This is a genomic window from Candidatus Ichthyocystis sparus, assembly GCF_900078745.1.
GTDB lineage: Bacteria > Pseudomonadota > Gammaproteobacteria > Burkholderiales > 2013Ark19i > Ichthyocystis > Ichthyocystis sparus.
This window is the reverse complement of record NZ_FKII01000046.1, coordinates 51,036-71,080: the sequence shown is the minus strand read 5'-3', so window position 1 is coordinate 71,080 and position 20,045 is coordinate 51,036. Positions and strand designations below refer to the sequence as shown.

The 20,045-nt window shown below is 40.1% G+C and carries 17 protein-coding genes; 4 read left to right on the top strand and 13 right to left on the bottom strand.

What is annotated here, in order from left to right; translation table 11 throughout:
• The first annotated feature begins 230 nt into the window (after positions 1 to 230).
• Entirely contained in the window at positions 231 to 857 is a 627-nt protein-coding gene (gene rpoE, locus A6733_RS03210; protein ID WP_092401996.1) for an RNA polymerase sigma factor RpoE, read from the top strand.
• Positions 858 to 1,446: 589 nt separating this feature from the next.
• Here rpoE and fabF read toward each other — a convergent pair.
• The 7 genes from fabF to rpmF all read right to left on the bottom strand — a co-directional run bounded on the left by fabF (position 1,447) and on the right by rpmF (position 6,995).
• Positions 1,447 to 2,697: a beta-ketoacyl-ACP synthase II gene (gene fabF, locus A6733_RS03205; protein ID WP_092401999.1), complete on the bottom strand. Its 1,251-nt coding sequence runs from the start codon at positions 2,695 to 2,697 to the stop codon at positions 1,447 to 1,449.
• Between the two features lie 51 nt (positions 2,698 to 2,748).
• The gene (acpP, locus tag A6733_RS03200) at positions 2,749 to 3,006 is read right to left on the bottom strand and encodes an acyl carrier protein (RefSeq protein WP_092402002.1); all 258 of its coding nucleotides are present in this window, start codon (positions 3,004 to 3,006) and stop codon (positions 2,749 to 2,751) included.
• Positions 3,007 to 3,099: 93 nt separating this feature from the next.
• Positions 3,100 to 3,849, bottom strand: a complete 750-nt coding sequence (gene fabG, locus A6733_RS03195) for a 3-oxoacyl-[acyl-carrier-protein] reductase (RefSeq protein ID WP_092402005.1) — start codon at positions 3,847 to 3,849, stop codon at positions 3,100 to 3,102.
• A gap of 17 nt (positions 3,850 to 3,866) precedes the next feature.
• Complete coding sequence (fabD, locus tag A6733_RS03190; protein ID WP_092402008.1) at positions 3,867 to 4,784, bottom strand: ACP S-malonyltransferase; 918 nt, start codon at positions 4,782 to 4,784, stop codon at positions 3,867 to 3,869.
• A gap of 7 nt (positions 4,785 to 4,791) precedes the next feature.
• Entirely contained in the window at positions 4,792 to 5,751 is a 960-nt protein-coding gene (locus A6733_RS03185) for a beta-ketoacyl-ACP synthase III (RefSeq protein ID WP_092402011.1), read from the bottom strand.
• Positions 5,751 to 6,767, bottom strand: a complete 1,017-nt coding sequence (gene plsX / locus A6733_RS03180) for a phosphate acyltransferase PlsX (RefSeq protein WP_092402014.1) — start codon at positions 6,765 to 6,767, stop codon at positions 5,751 to 5,753. Before plsX ends, A6733_RS03185 begins: the two co-directional genes overlap by 1 nt.
• Positions 6,768 to 6,815: 48 nt before the next feature.
• Positions 6,816 to 6,995, bottom strand: a complete 180-nt coding sequence (gene rpmF, locus A6733_RS03175) for a 50S ribosomal protein L32 (protein WP_092402082.1) — start codon at positions 6,993 to 6,995, stop codon at positions 6,816 to 6,818.
• Between the two features lie 182 nt (positions 6,996 to 7,177).
• Between rpmF and A6733_RS03170 the strand changes: the two genes are divergently transcribed.
• From A6733_RS03170 to ald, 3 genes are all read left to right on the top strand, one after another.
• Positions 7,178 to 7,768 (top strand): Maf family protein, encoded by a 591-nt coding sequence (locus A6733_RS03170; protein ID WP_092402017.1) that lies wholly within the window; start codon positions 7,178 to 7,180, stop codon positions 7,766 to 7,768.
• A gap of 77 nt (positions 7,769 to 7,845) precedes the next feature.
• Positions 7,846 to 8,364 carry a peptide deformylase gene (locus A6733_RS03165; protein WP_092402020.1) on the top strand — a complete coding sequence of 173 codons (519 nt, stop codon included), beginning with the start codon at positions 7,846 to 7,848 and terminating at the stop codon, positions 8,362 to 8,364.
• A 96-nt stretch (positions 8,365 to 8,460) separates the two neighbouring features.
• Entirely contained in the window at positions 8,461 to 9,576 is a 1,116-nt protein-coding gene (gene ald, locus A6733_RS03160) for an alanine dehydrogenase (RefSeq protein ID WP_092402025.1), read from the top strand.
• Here the strand turns inward: ald and A6733_RS03155 are convergent, their stop codons facing one another.
• The 6 genes from A6733_RS03155 to A6733_RS03130 form a co-directional block, all read right to left on the bottom strand.
• Complete coding sequence (locus A6733_RS03155; protein WP_092402028.1) at positions 9,577 to 10,410, bottom strand: hypothetical protein; 834 nt, start codon at positions 10,408 to 10,410, stop codon at positions 9,577 to 9,579. It abuts the gene before it with no gap.
• The gene (locus tag A6733_RS03150) at positions 10,397 to 11,017 is read right to left on the bottom strand and encodes a hypoxanthine-guanine phosphoribosyltransferase (protein WP_092402031.1); all 621 of its coding nucleotides are present in this window, start codon (positions 11,015 to 11,017) and stop codon (positions 10,397 to 10,399) included. The genes A6733_RS03155 and A6733_RS03150 overlap by 14 nt, the downstream gene beginning before the upstream one ends.
• A 10-nt stretch (positions 11,018 to 11,027) precedes the next feature.
• A complete protein-coding gene (ligA, locus tag A6733_RS03145; RefSeq protein ID WP_092402034.1) occupies positions 11,028 to 13,055 on the bottom strand; it encodes an NAD-dependent DNA ligase LigA in 2,028 nt (675 codons plus the stop codon).
• A gap of 42 nt (positions 13,056 to 13,097) precedes the next feature.
• Positions 13,098 to 14,147: a cell division protein ZipA C-terminal FtsZ-binding domain-containing protein gene (locus tag A6733_RS03140; RefSeq protein ID WP_175330508.1), complete on the bottom strand. Its 1,050-nt coding sequence runs from the start codon at positions 14,145 to 14,147 to the stop codon at positions 13,098 to 13,100.
• A gap of 87 nt (positions 14,148 to 14,234) precedes the next feature.
• Positions 14,235 to 17,750 carry a chromosome segregation protein SMC gene (smc, locus tag A6733_RS03135; protein ID WP_175330507.1) on the bottom strand — a complete coding sequence of 1,172 codons (3,516 nt, stop codon included), beginning with the start codon at positions 17,748 to 17,750 and terminating at the stop codon, positions 14,235 to 14,237.
• A 102-nt stretch (positions 17,751 to 17,852) separates the two neighbouring features.
• Positions 17,853 to 19,856 (bottom strand): acetoacetate--CoA ligase, encoded by a 2,004-nt coding sequence (locus tag A6733_RS03130; RefSeq protein WP_092402043.1) that lies wholly within the window; start codon positions 19,854 to 19,856, stop codon positions 17,853 to 17,855.
• Positions 19,857 to 20,045 lie beyond the last annotated feature (189 nt).

The following is a 20,045-nucleotide window of genomic DNA, read 5'->3' as shown; positions in this document are numbered from 1 at the left end:
CTTTTTATAAAAATGTAACGTAGGCCTTAGGTTACGCAAAAAGCCAATAGAATTGCAAAGTATTTATATTAACTATCGTAGAAATTTATATTTTTATTCAATTTCATCATACACTTACACTTTACATGACGAAGGACTTTGAAACACATTAGGAAAAGTTAGGTACTCTTAAGTATAAACATCCGTTCTTATCTCAATAGAAATAAGCTATTAGGTAATGGAAACATAATATGAATAAAAAAGCCGTTACTGCATCTATAGAAAACAACTCAGATAAAAATCTGGTTCTTCGTGTCCAGAATGGAGATGATGGTGCCTTTGAATCTTTAGTAGCAAAATATCAAAGTAGAATCATTAGACTTCTTAACAGACTCATTCGTGATCAACAGGAAATAGAAGACATTGCCCAGGAGGTTTTTATCAAGGCCTACAAAGCCATTGGTAATTTCAGGGGAGATAGCGCATTTTATACATGGATATATCGTATTGCTATAAACACAGGAAAAAATCATTTAGAAACTTTGGGTAAAAGAAACCTAATTATCAGTGATAACAAATACCTTAACGATGACGAAAAGACTAACCATGAGGAAAGAATAATTAGCCTAGATACACCTGAACTAGAACTAATGAGCAAGCAAATTGCTGCAATAATAAACAAGGTAACACAATCTCTGCCAGAAGAACTTAGGGAGGCTTTGATACTACGTGAGGTTGAAGGATTAAGCTATGACGACATAGCAGAAGTGATGAAATGCCCAGTAGGCACTGTAAGATCGAGGATATTTCGTGCCAGGGAATCAATATCAACAAAACTAAAGCCATTCCTGGAAGCGCCAAAGGGTAAACGATGGTAAAAATACTTTTGGCGGATATTTTAGCCGTGCAGTAGGAAATTCAAAAAAACGCCCAATTTCACAAAAATGACTAACTTCGCAAAAATGACTAACAATAAATAAAATAAAATCCCTACTACGAGACTCATAGTTAAATGCACGTACCAGCACAACAATTGTCCTTACGGTGCAGTAGTATTTTCCTAAAAAACACTCTTATAAAACATAACTCTTATAAAATATAAAGTAAGTGTGTTGACAAGCAATAGATTCAGTGCATTAGTGAGCAATGATTTTAATACCCTATTGTAATGACAACAAGAAACTCATGATCATGATAGTCGAAACAAAGGTGGTTGATCCACTGTAAGCGAGTGGGTGTTTTAATAACGATACATTCAATAGTATAAGAAGAGTCATAGTTACCACCACCACCTACAGCGAGCAATTATGGTTGGCAAAAACCCACGGCAAAGATTTGCTACTGCTCATTAAATATAGGGAACTCAAGAGTCATTAAACATAAGCACCTCAAGGATGAAAGATAAAACTGGACCGGTAAGCTGGCTATTTTTTTAATCTAACCTTGTAGCGTCAAAAGTTCTTAGCTCTAAACCTTCATCAGTACCAAGCTTGCATTGGTACCGCCAAAGCCGAAGGAATTACTAACAGCAACTGAGACGTTCGAATGCCTCGATTCATGCGGCACAAGATCAAGTCCCACGGCATCATTATCTGGATTATCTAGATTAATTGTGGGAGGAACAACACCTGCACTAAGAGTAAGAGCTGTAAATATAGCTTCCACTACACCTGCAGCTCCCAAAAGGTGGCCTGTCATTGATTTGGTGGAGCTTATCATTAACATCTCTGCATGACTGCCGAAAGCCCGACGAATTGCCTTAAGCTCTGCTCTATCACCCAATTGAGTTGATGTGCCGTGAGCATTTATGTACTGCACCTGATCTGGGTTTACTCCGGCATCACGCATTGCAAAAAGCATGCAATTAGCAGCGCACAAACCATCATCTCTTGGTGCGGTAATATGGCTAGCATCGTCACTCATACCAAAACCGCTCAACTCACAATATATGTTTGAACTACGTCTAACCGCGTGATCATATTCTTCCAGGACAATAGCACCTGAGCCTTCGCCTAATATGAAGCCATCACGATCTCTATCCCACGGTCTACTAGCCTTCTCGGGAAAATCATTGCGTGTAGATAATGCCCTCATAGCACAAAATCCGGCCACACCCATAGGAGTAACCGTGGCTTCGGCTCCTCCTGCAATCATAATATCAGCCTCATTATTCATGATTTGCCTAGCAGCTAAACCAATAGCGTGAGTAGACGTAGCACAAGCCGTAGCAACAGCAGTATTAGGTCCTTGTAATCCTAACAAAACTGACAAATAACCGGATATCATGTTTATTATTGTCATTGGAACAAAAAGTGGAGAGCACTTATTAGCAGCACCTTCTGGATTCTTAAGACATGCAGCCTCAATTTCACGCAAACCACCGATACCTGAGCCCATACATACACCGCACCGTGTGGGATCAAAACCACCAAGATCCAAACCAGAGTCACTAAAGGCTCTCATTCCAGCAACAACACCGTACTTCATGAAAAGGCCCATACGCCTAGCTTCCTTAGGGGACACATAGCCATCTGTTGAAAAATCGTCAACCTCTGACGCAATATGTGTTGGGAAAGACGTTGCATCAAATGACTTAATCTTTCTTATTCCAGATTGGCCATCGATAATCTTCTTCCAAACATTATCGACGACAGATCCCAGAGAAGTCACACAAGACATCCCAGTAACAACCACGCGCCGACGACCAGAACCAGACATACCATTCCCATTCAAGAAATACCTGATAAGCAAATTAACTTAAATTTATGGCTACTCTTCAGTAGTCTTACCATTGCTCTGGCGAGACTTAACATAATCAATGGCCTGCTGAACGGTTAAGATCTTCTCTGCATCCTCATCAGAAATTTCGCAGCCAAACTCATCCTCTAATGCCATAACTAACTCAACAGTATCAAGAGAATCGGCACCTAGATCCTTAACAAAAGCTGCACTATTACTAACATCCTCTAGGTTGACTCCCAACTGCTCAGCCACAATTTTTTTAATCTGCTGTTCAACATTTTCCATAAAAGTACACTCCTGATCGAAGCTAGAAATTTAATCATGATCTGCCCAGCAACTATATACCAGTTAGAGAACAAATAAATCAATAAAAAATAATTAATCCAAATACAATCCACCGTTCACGTGAATGGTGGAGCCAGTAACATAACGTGCTGAGTCTGACATTAAAAACGTCACTGCGGATGCTACATCATCTGGAGACCCCATGTACCCAAGAGGAATATTCCTCAAAATTCCATCTCGTTGCTGATCAGTAAGATTGCCGGTCATATCAGTTTCAATAAAACCAGGAGCAACGCAATTTACTGTAATCTGGCGAGATGCCATCTCCAGTGCCAAAGATTTAGTTAATCCAACCAACCCAGATTTAGCGGCAACATAATTGGCTTGACCTGGGTTACCGGAATAAGCAACAACCGAACTCACGTTAACCACTCTACCCCAGCGCGCACGCATCATTGATTTCAGAACCAATCTGGTAAGCAAAAATGGTCCCGTCAAATCTGTAGCTATAACATCATCCCAATCACTGTCCTTCATCATCACAGCCAAACCATCTCTGGTAATACCTGCATTGTTAACCAATCCCAAAATATTCCCAAAATCTCCCTGAATTCTCTTGACAAGTTCTCTGCAGGAATCAGAGTTTTCAACATTTAGACGATATCCACATCCCTTCCAACCATTGGAGGATGCATACTGTGTCAACTCGTCTGCACCACTATCAGTAGTCGAAGTTCCGATAATGATAACATCATCAAACGTACGACTTAGCATTGAAAAAACTGCTCTACCGATACCGCGAGAAGCACCAGTAACAATAAATATTTTGCAATTATCGCCCATGACAATTCAACCTTCACTTAAAAGACACGACAGTAGTCAGACGATAACAAAACCTCAATATCAGGAATCTTCCGTAACAAGCCGGGCATAACACTTCCAGGACCGCACTGAACAAAGCGCCTAACAGATTGGTCAAGCAAAAAAGAAATTGTATCTACCCAACGCACGGGAGAACTAAGTTGACCAACAAGAATTTTCCTAATACCAGAAGTATCAAAACAAACATCAGCAGTCAAATTGTGTATGACTGGGTATATTGGTCTAGAGAAATCTATCTCTTCTAAAAAACTGCACATCTGCTCACATGCACTGTTCATCAAAGATGTATGGGAAGGAACAGATACATCTAAAAGAATCACCTGCTTGGCACCATTATTCTTAATCTCTAAAATCGCCTTCTCAACAGCTTCAGTATGCCCGCCTATAACTGTCTGCATAGAACTATTAAAATTTGCAGCCTCTACAACAGCATAAGGAGTAGACAAGCGCTTACAAATCTCTACTATCTTCTCCGCAGGCATACCCAAAACGGCTGCCATAGATCCCTTTCCAGTGGGAATAGCCTCTTGCATAACCCTTGCCCTATAACTAACTATCCTTAGTGCATCCTCAAAACTGAGAGACTGAGCTGCAACCAAAGCAGCATACTCACCTAAACTGTGCCCTGCTAGCCATACATCAGACTCTTTATCGATCATCCCTTCGTGTAGAAAAACACGCCACAAAGCAACATCTGCCAGCAACATAGCCGGCTGGGTATTTTCTGTTAACGAAAGTACATCCATAGGACCATGTTCTATAAGCGACCACATATCTTTATTAAGGATATCACTGGCTTCTTCAACAGCAGATCTGACACAAGGTACATTTCTATATGCAGACAACATTCCTACAAATTGTGCACCTTGACCGGGAAATAAAAAAGCAACGGACATAACTTTCTCACATGTCGATCAAAACAGAACCCCAGCTAAGACCGCTTCCAAAGGCAGTTAACAAGCAACGATGGCCCTTCTCGATCAATCCTTTCCCCCAAGCCCAATCAAAAGCCAAAGGAACAGATGCAGCTGAAGTATTACCATGAAATGGAAGAGTAATAACAACTTTATCGTTATCCATACCCAAACGAGAGATCAAAGAATCGATGATACGTACGTTAGCTTGATGTGGAACTAACCAATCCACCGTAGAAATATCCACTCCTGCTTTTTCAAGAACGGCTCTAATACTACTATCAAATGAATGTACAGCTAACTTAAAAACTGTAGAACCCTCCATACGAATATGTGAGCTACCCACTATGGAACCGTGATTAATATGGCAAGGAATAGTCAATACATCAGAGTACCTTCCATCACAGACCACATGTGACGCTAGAATACCGGGAGTAGAACTTGCTTCTAGCAGCATAGCACCGGCGCCATCGCCAAATAGTACACAAGTAGACCGATCTGTCCAATCCAAAAACCTAGAAAAAACTTCCGCACCGACAACCAGAACACGCTCAAATTGTGCAGACCGTATAAATGCATCAGCAACTGATAAAGCGTACACAAAACCGGCGCACGCCGATTGTAAATCAAATGCAGCCGCCTGAAAGCAACCTAGGTTGCGTTGAACAAAACACGACACCCCTGGCATACAGCAATCGGGAGTAGAAGTAGCGACTATGACACAATCAATATCGGAAGGAGAACAAGACAATCGATCAATAGCCTGTCTAGCAGCAGAAGTGGCCATCATAGCCGTATCCTCATCATCGCTAGCAATCCTACGTTCACGAATGCCCGTACGAGACACTATCCATTCATCGGAAGTATCCACGAACTCACTCAGTTCACTATTAGATACCACTCTACGTGGCAAATAAGATCCTGAGCTAACTACCTTTGTGTAGATCATCAACTATCCAAAGCATTAGTAATACTGTCCTCCAGAAGTGAAAGAAACCGCCCGCGAACAGCTTTAGCAGCGTAATGGAGGGCTTGTTCGAAAGCATATGCATCAGCACTACCATGGCTCTTTATTACCAAAGAACGTAACCCAACCAAACAAGCACCATTATAGCGGCGCGAATCAAAGCGATCTCTAAAACGCCTCAACATAGGGTAAGCTGCAATAGCGGCCAACCGATTCATAACTCCACTACTAAACTCTTGTTTAAGTGCAGTAGAAAGCATATGCAATAAACCTTCGCTACTCTTTAGAACAATGTTCCCAACAAAACCGTCACAAACAACAACATCTACGATCCCATTAAATATATCTGATCCTTCGATGCTGCCATGAAAATTCAAATTGCTCTGCTGTCTAATCAACTGCACAGCTTCCTTCACTACCGAATTACCCTTTATTTCCTCACCACCAACATTAAGTAAGCCAACCAAAGGAGATGAAATCCCGGTTACGGCTTTAGTGAGCAGAGATCCCATAATGGCAAACTGCAATAGGTGAACAGCGCGACAATCAACATTTGCGCCTAAGTCCAACATGCAAACTGAGCCCCTAGTCGTTGGTATCATTGTTGCGATAGCAGGTCTTTCTATGGAGTCAAACGTTTTAATAATGAAGTACGCAAAAACCATGAGTGCGCCGGTATTTCCTGCACTTACACAGGCATCAGCCTCGCCACCTTGAACCAACTCCATAACTTTGGCTAAAGAGGAATCTCTTTTTTTACGGAGCGCGACATTGGGCGATTCATCCATATTAACTACATCTGGTGCATGAACAATGTTAACTCGCGACAGCAAACGCTCAGGGAAGTTATCATCCATCCACTTCCTGATTACAGTTTCTATACCCACAAGAGAACACACAACATCGAGACTAGAATCTAACAAATTGACAACGGCCGGCAAAGTAACGGAGGCCCCACAATCACCCCCCATACAATCAACCGCTAAGCGAATGGTCATATAAGACGAACCCCTGGCTAGAAAGAAAATCAAACAGACCAGAAGCTACTATTCTTCTTTTGACGGGACAACACGACGTCCCCTGTAGAAGCCCTTTTCAGAAATATGGTGGAAGTAATGCGGCTCCCCAGAAGCACGCTCAACAGACACGCAGGCTCTAGTCAAACCATCATGCGAACGTCTCATATTACGCCTAGATGGAGACTTCTTATTCTGCTGTACAGCCATGACACGACAACCCTCTAACAAAACCACAGTAAGGCCACTCTATCACAAACTGCACTCGTCGAAAAGAACTAATAAGATATCTTTACAAATTAGACCTTAGGTACACATATATATCAATTGAAGTAGCACATAAAATACAAGACCGTATATAATAGCCGTCTATCTATCACACCATAATAGCAATGCCACCCAATATTGTTTTAGCTTCGTCGTCTACTTATCGCTCGCTAATGCTTAAGCATTTAGGGCTAGACTTCACGGTTGAACCTCCGGAAATAGACGAAACGCCCTATGAAAACGAGGGTCCGTACGACTTTTGTAATCGCCTATCGTATGAGAAAGCCAGTAAAGTTGCGCAGAATCACCCGTCAGACTACGTGATAGGGTGCGATCAGGCAGCGTATTGCAATGGAAAATACTTGTCAAAACCTGGTAATTTTGAGACCAACCTGGAGTATTTGTTACATTCTCAAGGTAAGGTAATCAATTTTTTTACTGGCCTGTGCTTACTGAACCTTGAAAAAAAAGTATGTCTACAGACCTCAAAGTTGGTAACAGCACACGTAAAAAAATTACAGCCTCAATTGATAAAAGATTATATACGTATGGATAAGCCTTATGATTGCGCTGGTGGGATTCGTATAGAAAAAAAAGGAATTGCCCTTCTAGAAAAGCTGGAATCTGACGATCCAACGGCTATAATGGGCATGCCTTTGATAACGTTAATTGGCTTCCTTGAGCAATGTGGCATCTATGCACACTCAACCATCTAAAGTCTAATGATTTTACAAAAATATTATTATTGTGCGTAGAATCGTACAAGTTTTAAGAGATCTGGATTTTATTTACTATGATCAGGAAAATCTTAATTATGGGAGACCCCCTGCTAATCAGGAAGACTGAGAAAGTCAGCTCGTTTGGCACTCCAGATTTGCTGGAGCTCGTTTGCGACCTTAGAGACACTCAGCGCAACCACCAGACCTTAGGGCTCTCAGCACCACAGATTGGTGTACCCAAGCAGGTTATGGTAATTGGAACACCTGAAAGTAGCAAGGACCCGAATAGCCGTGACTACGTGCCATATTTTACTCTAATCAATCCGTCTATAGAGTTGCTAACTAGAAGTAGTTGCGAATTTCGTGAAAGCTGTTTATGCATACCAAATATGACAGCTAATATCCCAAGATTCACTCAAGTACGGTACTTTGGCTTAGATGAGAATGGAAACACTATTCAGAGGGAAGCGTTTGGACTGCATGCACAAATTGTACAACATCATGCAGATCATGTATTTCGTACATTGTATACGATGAGAATTCGGGATTTTTCAAAATTCGGATTTTCTAGTAGCTTTCGAGAAGGTCAGTAGGCAAAGTGAAAATTTATAATCTGCTCGCATACACTGATGGCAAAAAACCAGCTTAGCTGCTAAGATCTGGCGATCTCGCTCGTGGGGACTCTAATTATGATAGTAGCTACTGTAAGGGAAATTAAAAATCATGAATATCGCGTAGGCATACTCCCGGTTTTTGCAAAGGAGTATGTTAAGCATGGCCACACTGTTCTTGTAGAAAAGGGAGCGGGATTAGGTGTTGGTGTAACTGATACTATGTACATAGATGCTGGAGCGATAATTGTTGATTCTGCTGAGGAAATTTTTAGACGCGCTGAGATGATTGTAAAAGTTAAGGAACCTCAGCCCGAGGAGGTTGGGAGATTACGTCCGGATTGTATTATGTATACATATCTACACCTTGCTGCGAACCTTGAGTTAACTAGGTCTTTGCAAGAATCAGGAAGCATCTGTATAGCATATGAAACGGTAACTGATAACAATGGCAAATTACCCCTACTTATTCCTATGAGTGAGGTTGCCGGCCGCATGTCGGTTCAGCTTGGAGCTCATTGCTTAGAAAAAGAGCAAGGAGGAAAAGGTATATTGTTATCTGGTGTACCTGGAACTAGAAGGGGCCATGTAGTTATTTTGGGAGGAGGAACAGCAGGAACTGGGGCTGCAGAAATTGCTGTAGGTATGGGAGCAAAAGTTACGATCTTGGATAAATCACTTTCTCGTCTAAAGGAATTGGATGAGATATTTGGAAATCGCGTCCAAACTCGTTTCGCAATAACTGAATCATTTGAGGAAGTTTGTGAAACTGCTGATCTAATTGTAGGATCCATACTGGTACCTGGAGCCACAGCCACCAAAGTTGTAACTAGAAAAATGCTAAGAAATATGGAAGCAGGTTCAGTTGTGGTGGATATTTCTATTGATCAGGGTGGTTGTTTTGAGACCAGTAGACCCACTAGTCATTCAAATCCCACATTTATAGAAGAAGACATTATTCACTATTGTGTAACAAACATGCCTGGTGCTGTACCTCAAACTTCTGCCATTGCTCTAAACAATGTAACTTTGCAATACGGATTAAAAATAGCTAGCGAGGGCTGGAAAAAAGCTATGTTGGAAGATATAAATTTAAGAAACGGCTTGAATGTTTGCAAAGGTAAGGTGGTGTACGAAACGGTTGCGCATGATTTAAATCTAGAATATGTTCCTGCAGTGGATCTATTGCACTAACTATATTGTGATTATGTTCCCCCCAAGTATATTGGATAGAACGGAGGAGTCTACAGAGGTTCCTCCATATCTAGCTGGTGTTATGCTTATCCCCCCCCTTGAAGTGTAGAACAAGGCTAGCACAAGATGCTCTGGAGAATAGGAGTTTAGCAAATCCTTGAATACCTGGTCGCAACAAACCTCATTAAAGTTTCTAGAATGCCTATAGGATATTAGGTATTTCATCAGCCCTTTAACATCAAATGAGAGCCCCCTATAATCAATCACGGCGGTTGCAAAATCCGGTTGTGAGGTTACGGGACAGTGGGTTAGAAACAAATTAGTATGCACCCTCAGGCTACAAAATTGAGACGCCTCATCAATCTTCAGGTACTTTCTGCAGCTATCGATATCGTAACTTATGTTATCAATTGGGTCATGATCCAAGCACGAACCAATAGAATCACAATCAGGGGTGCCAATATTATGACGAAAATCGCTAATTTTGCATCCTATTGGACAGCCCAGGAGAGAAGAAAAGTCCTTAATTATAAGTTCTTCCAACGCTACTTGAGACCCAACCACAAAAAAACGAAAGGAGTTAAAATAAAGCTTAGCAGATTTACTCTCCACCATAAAAGTAGAAGTAGATGGAATAGCGAGTGTAGCAACACCGCGAAGTGGAAAACCGTTTAGATCTAGCCATGATAATTCATGTACATACCAATAATCACAGCCAGAAAAAAACGAACTATGGCTTATGGAGGCACAGCGAGGCACTCGATCCAGTACATTTGGGGAGTATTCGTTGGGAACAGATTCAAACCTACCAAGCTTGGTATCACCCAGATTCACTGCTCTTCTCCACCTTGCTCACCGTAACAGCAGAAGAATCATATGAGTAAAGTGCAGGCAGGTTACGCCAAAAACCGTAAATATCCATGCCATACCCAAAAACAAAGGAGCTGCCATGAATATTGAAACCTATGTAATCTGCTCTGATTTTAGGATCGCAGTTGTTTATTTTTCTTTCGCACAAAACTGCCACACGTATACTTTTAACGTTTTGCTCAGACAACCATTCGCAAACGGCTTGCAACGTCACGCCATGATCCAAAATATCATCGATCAGCAAAACATGACGACCGTCAAGGACGGTCCTAGGAGTTAAATTCCACCTAACATCACCTGGAGAAGTAGAGTTGCGATAAACGGATACATCAAAATAATCAAAATCCAGTGGAAAGCCCAGGCAACGCATGAGATCGCCAGAAAACATAAGAGACCCTCTCATTATGCTTAAAACGACTGGATACAGCACACCAAGATCTTGACTAATCTGAGCAGACAACCCAGATACGATTTCCTGAATTTGAAATTTAGTCATGAGAAGCTTAGACTGAACAAATATCTCCTCAGCCCAACGGAACCTATCACCAAGAGGAAGATCAGATTCTGCCACACCTCTCCCGCTAATCCAAAACGCCGATTAGAGCATAGAACTCTACCTCGGTCAACAAGCACACGTTGTACTGGTTGGCCTTTTCCAATTTAGATCCAGGATTGTCACCCACAACTAAATAATCCAAAGAACGTGATATTGATGATAAAACCCTGCCTCCATTTGATTCAATAAGCTCTCGTGCGTGGTCTCTTGTCATTTTTGATAATGTTCCGGTTAGAACAAATGTTTTATTTGAAATAGCATTATTGATTATACTTGCCTCAACCTTCTCTTTCTCTACTAAATCGAGTCCATGTAAAAATAACTTTTTGATCATATCTTTATGTAAATCTATAGCAAAAAATTCACACACTTCTCTTGCAACAACAGGTCCTACATCATGTATTTCCTGCAATTCTTCCAAAGTAGTATTTTGTAGAGAAGATAGTGTTCCAAAATGTCTAGATAAAGACATGGCGGTAGATATACCAACACTCCTGATACCTAGGGCATAGATAAAGCGCTGTAAATTAACTTTGGACAAAGAAGACTTAATAGCAGAGACCAAATTGCTTGCAGATTTATCTCCTAGACCAGACAAATTAGAAATATCATCTACCGTAAGGCTGTACAAATCAGCTGGAGTATCGACTAATTTCTCTTTTACAAAAAGCTCGATTAATTTTAATCCAAGACCTTCTATATTCATGGCATGACGACTAACAAAGTGATTTATCGCCCGTATCTTTTGAGCGGAACAAAAAATACCTGCTGGACAATAAACAGTAGATTTATCATCATCACGCGCAGTTGATGTACCGCATACAGGACAAACTTTTGGCATAACAAAAACTTTACCGCGTTTTCCTAGTGATGAAACAGTAGCAATTATTTCTGGGATAACATCACCAGCACGTCTAATACGCACAGTATCCCCTATACGTATATCCTTTCTATGGACCTCATATTCGTTGTGCAATGTAACACGAGAAATAGTAACTCCAGAGAGCCTAACAGGCTTTAGACAAGCAACTGGCGTTAAAACACCAGTACGACCTACTTGGACAACTATATCTTCAACAACAGCATTACATTCCTTACTAGGAAACTTATATGCTACGGCAAAACGTGGAGCTCTAGATATGTAGCCGACTATTTCTTGATCGGGAATATTATTAAGCACATATACAACTCCATCTATGTCAAAAGGCAGACCATCTCGAACTTCCATAAACTTCTCATAATATGATTGTACTTCTGGTAGGCCAACAACAACCTTTGATTGTTCAAAAACAGGAAAACCAAGACCTGATAGAAGATCTATACATTCCCCATGATAGGGTGGTAAAGCAAAATTTCTGACACTTGAAATACTGTACGCATAAAACTGCAACGGACGCTCAGCAGTTACTCTAGAATCAAGCTGACGTATGCTACCTGCTGCTGCATTTCTAGCATTAGAAAAAACCTTCTTCCCTTTGCTAGATTGATCTTTATTTAGTTTCTCAAAATCCTCCTTGAATATGAGAATTTCACCTCTAACTTCAATATACGAAGGAATAGTATTTTTAGAGCGTAAGCGCAAAGGAATACAGCGTATTGTCCTTACGTTAGCCGTCACATCCTCACCTACAAACCCATCTCCCCTAGTTGCTGCACACACCAAAACACCATCCTGATAGATTAGACTAATAGCAAGACCATCAAATTTAGCACTAGCATGAAAAGCAAGTGGCAACTCAAGACCAGTATCTTCTATGCGGCTATAAAATTGGGCAAATTCTTCAGGAAAAAATACATTCATCAAAGATAGCATCGGCTTTTCATGAGGCACTGTACTAAAATATGGTAGAATGGAGGATCCTATGCGCTGAGAAGGAGAATCAGCAGACACCAAATCTGGATGATGTTTTTCTATATCCAAAAGTTCCATAAACAAACGGTCATACTCTTCATCAGCAACTATAGGGCTATCAAGAGTATGGTAGGCATAGGAATAATCATGGAGCAGGCTGCGCAGATCTAGTAGTCTCTTTCGTAGGGATGATTTAGACATACCCCTTCTCAATTGCATAAACATGGGGTCATTTTGTCAAGACTATGCGTGATCTGCAACCAAAGATTCTGAAAAAACGCGAAGAGACGTATGTTTTCCTGGGATTAAGTTAAAAACCTCCATATCACTTACCCATTTTTCTATCATATTACGGATAAGATCAAAATGCTTTTCTACCAAAGGACGGTGCTCATCATCGACCATCTGCCCATCCAATGATTTTACAAACTGACGAGCAACAATCAACATTTGATTAAAAGAATCGAACGGATCAACTACGTGAGGCAAATATAAAGAAAAAGACACTCCACCGAAGGATAAGCGCTTCATCATATCCAAATCAAAGGGTGAGCCATCTAGTGTAGTAAGGCGGAATTGTTCAACACCGTTAGTAGAAATACGACTAAAATACCCCCACTCACTGTTGTAGTAGCACGCAGAGGCCTCAGATAACGATCTAATCTTTGTCCCTAAGAAATTAATACGCTTAGGAATTATATTAATGGCTACAGAGGCATCAACCTCGGATACCAATTTGCTAAGTTTTTTTGCCTTGGACATAACATCAGCTACACTGTCAATATGTAAAACAGCGTTACGTGATTTTGCAAAAGACTCTGCTTGTTCATGAACGTAGCGAATAACATCTTCCGAAATCAACGACTGACGATCACATAACTGCAATGAAAATACCATCCTCTTGGTTTCAAAAGAAACTCTAAATGGCTGCCATACACCGGATAGATTGTGCCAATAAAAAATCCTAAGTTGTGGTATGGAAGAAACTCTAGAGTAAAATTCTGCAAAATCTTTATGCGTTACTGGTTCTGCAAAATTAATAATTAAAATATCATCAACCTGATCAGATAAACAGTTGGGATAAATTCCATTATCTAGAAGTGATTCTTGTAAAGTTGAAAAGCCATGCATATCATTATCAGCGCAAAGAATAGGAACATTAAAATCAGATGCCGTATCAATTTCATCTATAGTACCATTATCAACTACACTTTCCGATTTTGGTGATAAATTTTCAGCACCATTATCAAACGATCGTAAATCCATGCTCCTGCGCTGCTTTTTTTTAATCATATAAACTGTGCCTGGTACGACTAGAAAAACAGGTAACATAAAAACAACTGTGTACCAATGGAACATAGAATCTCCCATTCTATGAACTTAGTGAATAAGCTCACTTTCTTGATTTTTTTCTACCTGATCAACAACATTAACTGTGTCCCTTAATCCAACCTCGACTATACGTGAAATGCCTGACTCTTGCATAGTGACACCTACAAGCTGTTGGGCTATTTCCATAAATACCTTACTGTGCGTAACAAATATGAACTGAGTTTCTAGAGCCATATCTTGGATTAATTTACCTAGACGAATAGTATTAGCCTCATCTAGGGGGGCATCAACCTCATCTAGGAGACAAAACGGAGCTGGATTCAGCTGAAATAGTGACAGGATAACACTTAATCCCGTAAGGGCCTTCTCTCCTCCCGACAACAAATAAATGCTACTATTTTTTTTGCCCGGTGGACGTGCAACTATATCCATACCAGATACTAAAATATCGTCATCTAGTAGAACAAAACGCGCCTCTCCACCTCCAAAAAGACGTGGAAAAATCTGCAGCAGGTTTTCATTAACCTTAGCAAAAGTTTCTTGCAGTCTCTGGCGAGAGGTACCGTCAATCTGTGATATGGCATCTCTAAGAGTTTTGATAGCTTCTGTTAAATCATTAATTTGGTTTTGCAAAAAATCATGCCGTTTATTTTCCTCTTCCCACTTGGCACAAGCACCTAAATTAACAGTTCCTAATTTCCCTATCTCAATTTTCTTCTGATTTATCTCATCTGACACATCATCAAATGAACAACTAGCAAACCAAGATAAAATTTCATCCGAATCATACTCCCAATGATCTTTTCTATTTTCCATTAACTGGGAATACTGAATATGTAATCGCTCGTATTTTAATTGTTCCTTAGTTAGCATTGATTGGTTATTTTCCTTACGCTTTCTACAGGAACGTATTTTCTCTTCATGCTTGCTCAATAATATTTGCACACGAGCGTTATCATCCTCCACCGCGGCCAATTCAGATTCAGCCTTTAACTTTTCGGCTATAGCAGCCTCACTATCATCTTCATTTTCCTGCTCTAGTATACAAGCTGATAATTCTTCACAGCAATGTACATACTCCCTTTCATTAGCCTCTTGTATCAATGAAAACTCTTTCCTAAGATCAATTAGATGCTTTTCCATTTGCTTATATTCCATTACTCGAAGATATCTTTTCTGCTTTTCCTGATATACATCTTTGTAATCTTTTTTTACCTTCTCAAAACGTTCTCGCAAAGAATTAGCAGTGTTTCCAACCTTAACTTTTTCTGCATAAATAACTGCCCGCTCATCTTCCTTATCAGAAATAAGCTGCACTAAGTTATCGTGTACTGTACTCCAATGCTCCATTTTATTTTTTGCTTCATCTCGCACACGATTAAACTGCGCCTTCCTGTCATTATAAGACTTAATTTGCTCTTCACACTTTATTATGCTCAATTCGCAATCATAGATCAACTTAGAAATCACATCTTTTTTATTCCGCAAATTATCGATATCTATATTAGAATCATTAATACATTTATCATGGCGCTCAATATCTAAGCTGTATTTTTTTAACATATTATTATTCTTGGCAATTTCACTTTGCAACTCATCTATCTCCAATTGCCTAACTAAAACACCATTAGATGAATTAGCATAAAAAGAAATCATAGTTGCTGTAGCAATATCGCCTTCTGGAGTAACCAATATCTGATTATGTTCCAAATCTTTTTTTTTATCTATCAATTCACAAAAATTATCAGCGCAAATAACATCTGCCAACCAATCAATGAGCGCTCCTTTAAATCTATGATCAATAATCTCTACCTTATTTATCAAACTATTGGGACAAACAGGTATATCTACATTAGTGTCACAAAAGACAGTAGCACGAGAGGTAGGCCTATTTTCAAGACAGCTAAGCAAATAATCATTATTTGCAAAAAATCCAGCTTGCAAGCGATAATCCAAAACCACTTCAACTGCTTTTTGCCATCCTTTTTCTATTTTCAAGAACTGCCATATAGGACGAACAGTATTATCTCCTAACCATTTGCTTAAGTAAAAATCATCCGTGTCTGTAGATTGTTGATCCTCCAGTAGTTCACATCGAGCCTGAACAGCAATAGTCCTATTTTGAATTTCATGTTGTGATCGTATTACCTCACTACGCTCAAGTTTAATATTATCAACTTGTGCAAGTTTTTTATCTATTTCCTCTGACAACGAGGACAAAGTATGTTCATGTTGCTGCTTCTTCTGCACAATGGAGTCAAGATCAGAATTATCTAAAACTTGCAAACTAGATAGCATCTCTTCTGATTCTATAAGACGCTGTGACCAATCATCAATTTGACATTGAGCTGAACTTTTCTCAGTTTCATGCAAAGCCAATTTCTGGGTTAATTGGAGATACTTGTTCTCAAGTAGTCTAAACTGGGAGTCAGAAGCATTATAATCTCTCTCAGCCTCTTGCAACTCATTATTGATATTATCATGTTTAGAAAGTATCTCATCGTAATGCACCTGGCTTACTTCCAAATTCTTAGAAGCATCTAACAAACTGCCTTTTATTTCCTCAAGACGTTCTACCGTGGAATCAATCTTCTTTTGAATAGATTCCTTATGTACACAAAGATCATTCTTCTTTTCTTGCAAATATTTTTTCTCTGACTCAATTTTGGTAAGAATTTTCCCTTTCTCAAAAATAATTTCCCGGGCGTTATCTATTTTAAGGGAGATTTTAACTTGCTCAGCTTTAATTTCAGACAACTCTAGCTCTGATTTTGACAATAACGTATCTTCATTGGCAACTAAACTTTCTGTTTCTTTCAACGACTGTTGAACTTTATTACGATCGGACTCTAATTTTATTTTTCTATATCCCCATACCCAGTAATTAAGATAATCCAGCCGATCATTGAGACATTTGTATTCACTAGCAACCTTAGCTTCACCTTCTAGCACTGTCAAAGTACGAAGCAATTCAGAGCGAATGTCTTCTACCCGCTGTAAATTCTCCATCGAAGCAACTAAGCGTGATTCAGTTTCCCTACGACGTTCACGGTAACGTGACACTCCTGCGGCTTCTTCAATAAATAGACGAACTTCAGCGGGCTTAGATTCTATGAGGCGGGAAACCATACCCTGTTCTATGATCGCATAGGCACCAACGCCGGTACCTAAAAACGCGTCCACGACATCACGGCGGCGAACAGTCTGCCCGTTCATGGAATACACAGAATCACCAGAGCGAGTTATGACTCGCTTTATGGAAATCTCTGCATGACCACTCCAGCGACCGGGAAAGCTACCAGAATTATTATCAAATATCAACTCTACACTGGCTCTAGATACTGCCTTACGGGATTGAGAACCACAAAAAATAACATCCTGAGACCCCTGACCACGCAAAGCAGACGCTCTGGATTCACCTAGTACCCAACGTACAGCATCAATAACATTTGATTTTCCACAACCATTGGGCCCAACGATACCTACCAAACGACATGTTGTAACAATAAGAGTAGGATCCAAGAATGTCTTAAAACCAGACATCTTAATACTTTTTAAATACACAATCCCCCTCACACACATACAGGCCGTAAACACAAACCTAGATTAGGTCACAAATCCACCAATCTAGGAAAAACGTATATTCTATTGTTACTAACTTAGTACTCATTCAGTAGTTAACTCCTCTCTATCCTTGAAAAACTCAAGAACATCCGGATTGTCTAATGCGTCCGCATTGGATACTTCATGACCCAACACAGTGGCGCGAACAGACAACTCCGCCAACTTGGCATTGTGCGTTCTTGGCAAATCAGGTACAGACAAGATCTTGGATGGAACATGTCTGGGAGAAACATGAGTGGCCAAATAATTACGGATCTTGGAAGACAAATCACCATCTAAATCGACTCCTTCTTCCAAAGCAACAAACAAAATTATCCTCTCGTCACCTTCCCATGGCTGACCAATAGCGACACTACCACGTATAAAGGAAAAATTTCGCAAAGCATTGTAAATCTCAGCAGTTCCTATCCTGATTCCACCAGGGTTCAAAGTTGCATCTGAGCGTCCAAGGATAATAAACGTTGAGCGCTCGGTTTTTTGACAGTAATCGCCATGAAACCAAGAACCTGGATAACGCTCAAAATAAGCCCTGTTATATCTGGTACCTTTTTCATCATCATTCCAAAACTTAATTGGCATTGATGGAAAAGGCTTAGTACAAACCAGTTCCCCTGGTATACCAATACAAGGAAGGTCTGCTTTATCAAAAACTTGTACTGACATTCCTAGTCCAGCACACTGAATTTCTCCAGCAAAAACAGGCAAAATTGGATTGCCAAGCACAAAGCAGGACAATATGTCAGTCCCACCAGATATTGAAGCTAAACACAGATCTTTCTTGAAATTTTCGTACACATACCCAAATCCTTCGGGACTAAGTACTGAGCCTGTGGAAAAAATAAACCTAACAGATGACAAATCATGCTTTTTAAGAGGCTTAATATTCTCAGAGAGACAGTAGTGGATCCACTTAGCAGACAAACCTAGGTGAGTTATCTTTTCTTCAGTAACTAAGCGAAATAAAACCCTATTTTTTTCAGCAAACGGGTACCCATCGTAGCTGTAAATAGTGGCACCGACAGCCAATCCGCCTACTAGCCAATTCCACATCATCCAGCTACAAGTTGCATAGTAGAAAAATCTCGATCCCTTAACAATATCACTGTGAAGAGCGTGTTCCTTTAAATGCTGAAGCAACACTCCGCCAGAAGAATGAACAATACATTTAGGACTGCCGGTAGTACCTGAGGTAAATACTATGAGCAAAGGATGATCAAAGGGGAGCTGCTCAAAAAATATGGGATCATCTAAATTAGAAGTAATCCATTCTGACCAATCTACAGCACCAGTCAATGAAACTAAACTATCATTATGCTCAGAAAACGCTGTCTTTATGGAAACGACTGTTTCTACAGAAGATAATCCATTTAGAATTTGGCTATTTTTCTCTGAACAGTCATAGTCTTTACCATTGTAATGGTAACCATCCATCAGAAAAATTATCCTAGGAGAAACCTGGGAAAAGCGGTCCAATATGGCCTTGGCACCAAATTCCGGCGAACATGCACACCAGATAGCACCAATGCTAGATGCAGCCAAAAATATAACAACAGCTTCAGGACGTGCCGTCAATACTGCTACTACGACGTCCCCTCTACCAATACCAGCAGCGCGCATTGAAGAAGCACAAACCCTAACCTGCTCACGCAAGCTTCCCCAAGACATTAAAACCTTTTCTCCGCTTTCGGAGTAGAAACCAATTGCCGTATCTTCATCACTACAATCAGCCCTATACAACAGATTTTGCGCATAATTAAGCTGAGCTCCTGGAAACCACTTTACCGAGAAACTATTAGGGTCACCACGAGTAATTTCTTCTCCCCGTTGAGCCGCCATGATTTGGAAAAAATCCCACACAGAGCACCAAAAATCATCAGTTTTATCAATACTCCACTGATAAAAATCAGGCCAATTATTAATATTGAGCCCATTTTTTTCAATAGCGTACCTGGCAAATTGAGTAATCTGAGCGGATTCAATTTGCTCTTGCGTAGGAACCCATAATGGCTTTTGAAGCATTTTTGATGGGACAGACCTCTTTTTCATAATCACCACTCACTAAAAAATCATCTCAACAAAAACATCAATTCTTAGTACCTATGAGATACTACAAAAATAAATAGTAACTAAAAACCCATTACTGGTCTCAAATTAGAAACCACGCCGCTTTATCATGCAATAGCATTTAATCAGTATTCAACATAATACCAACAATACTTATCCGAATAGAAAAAC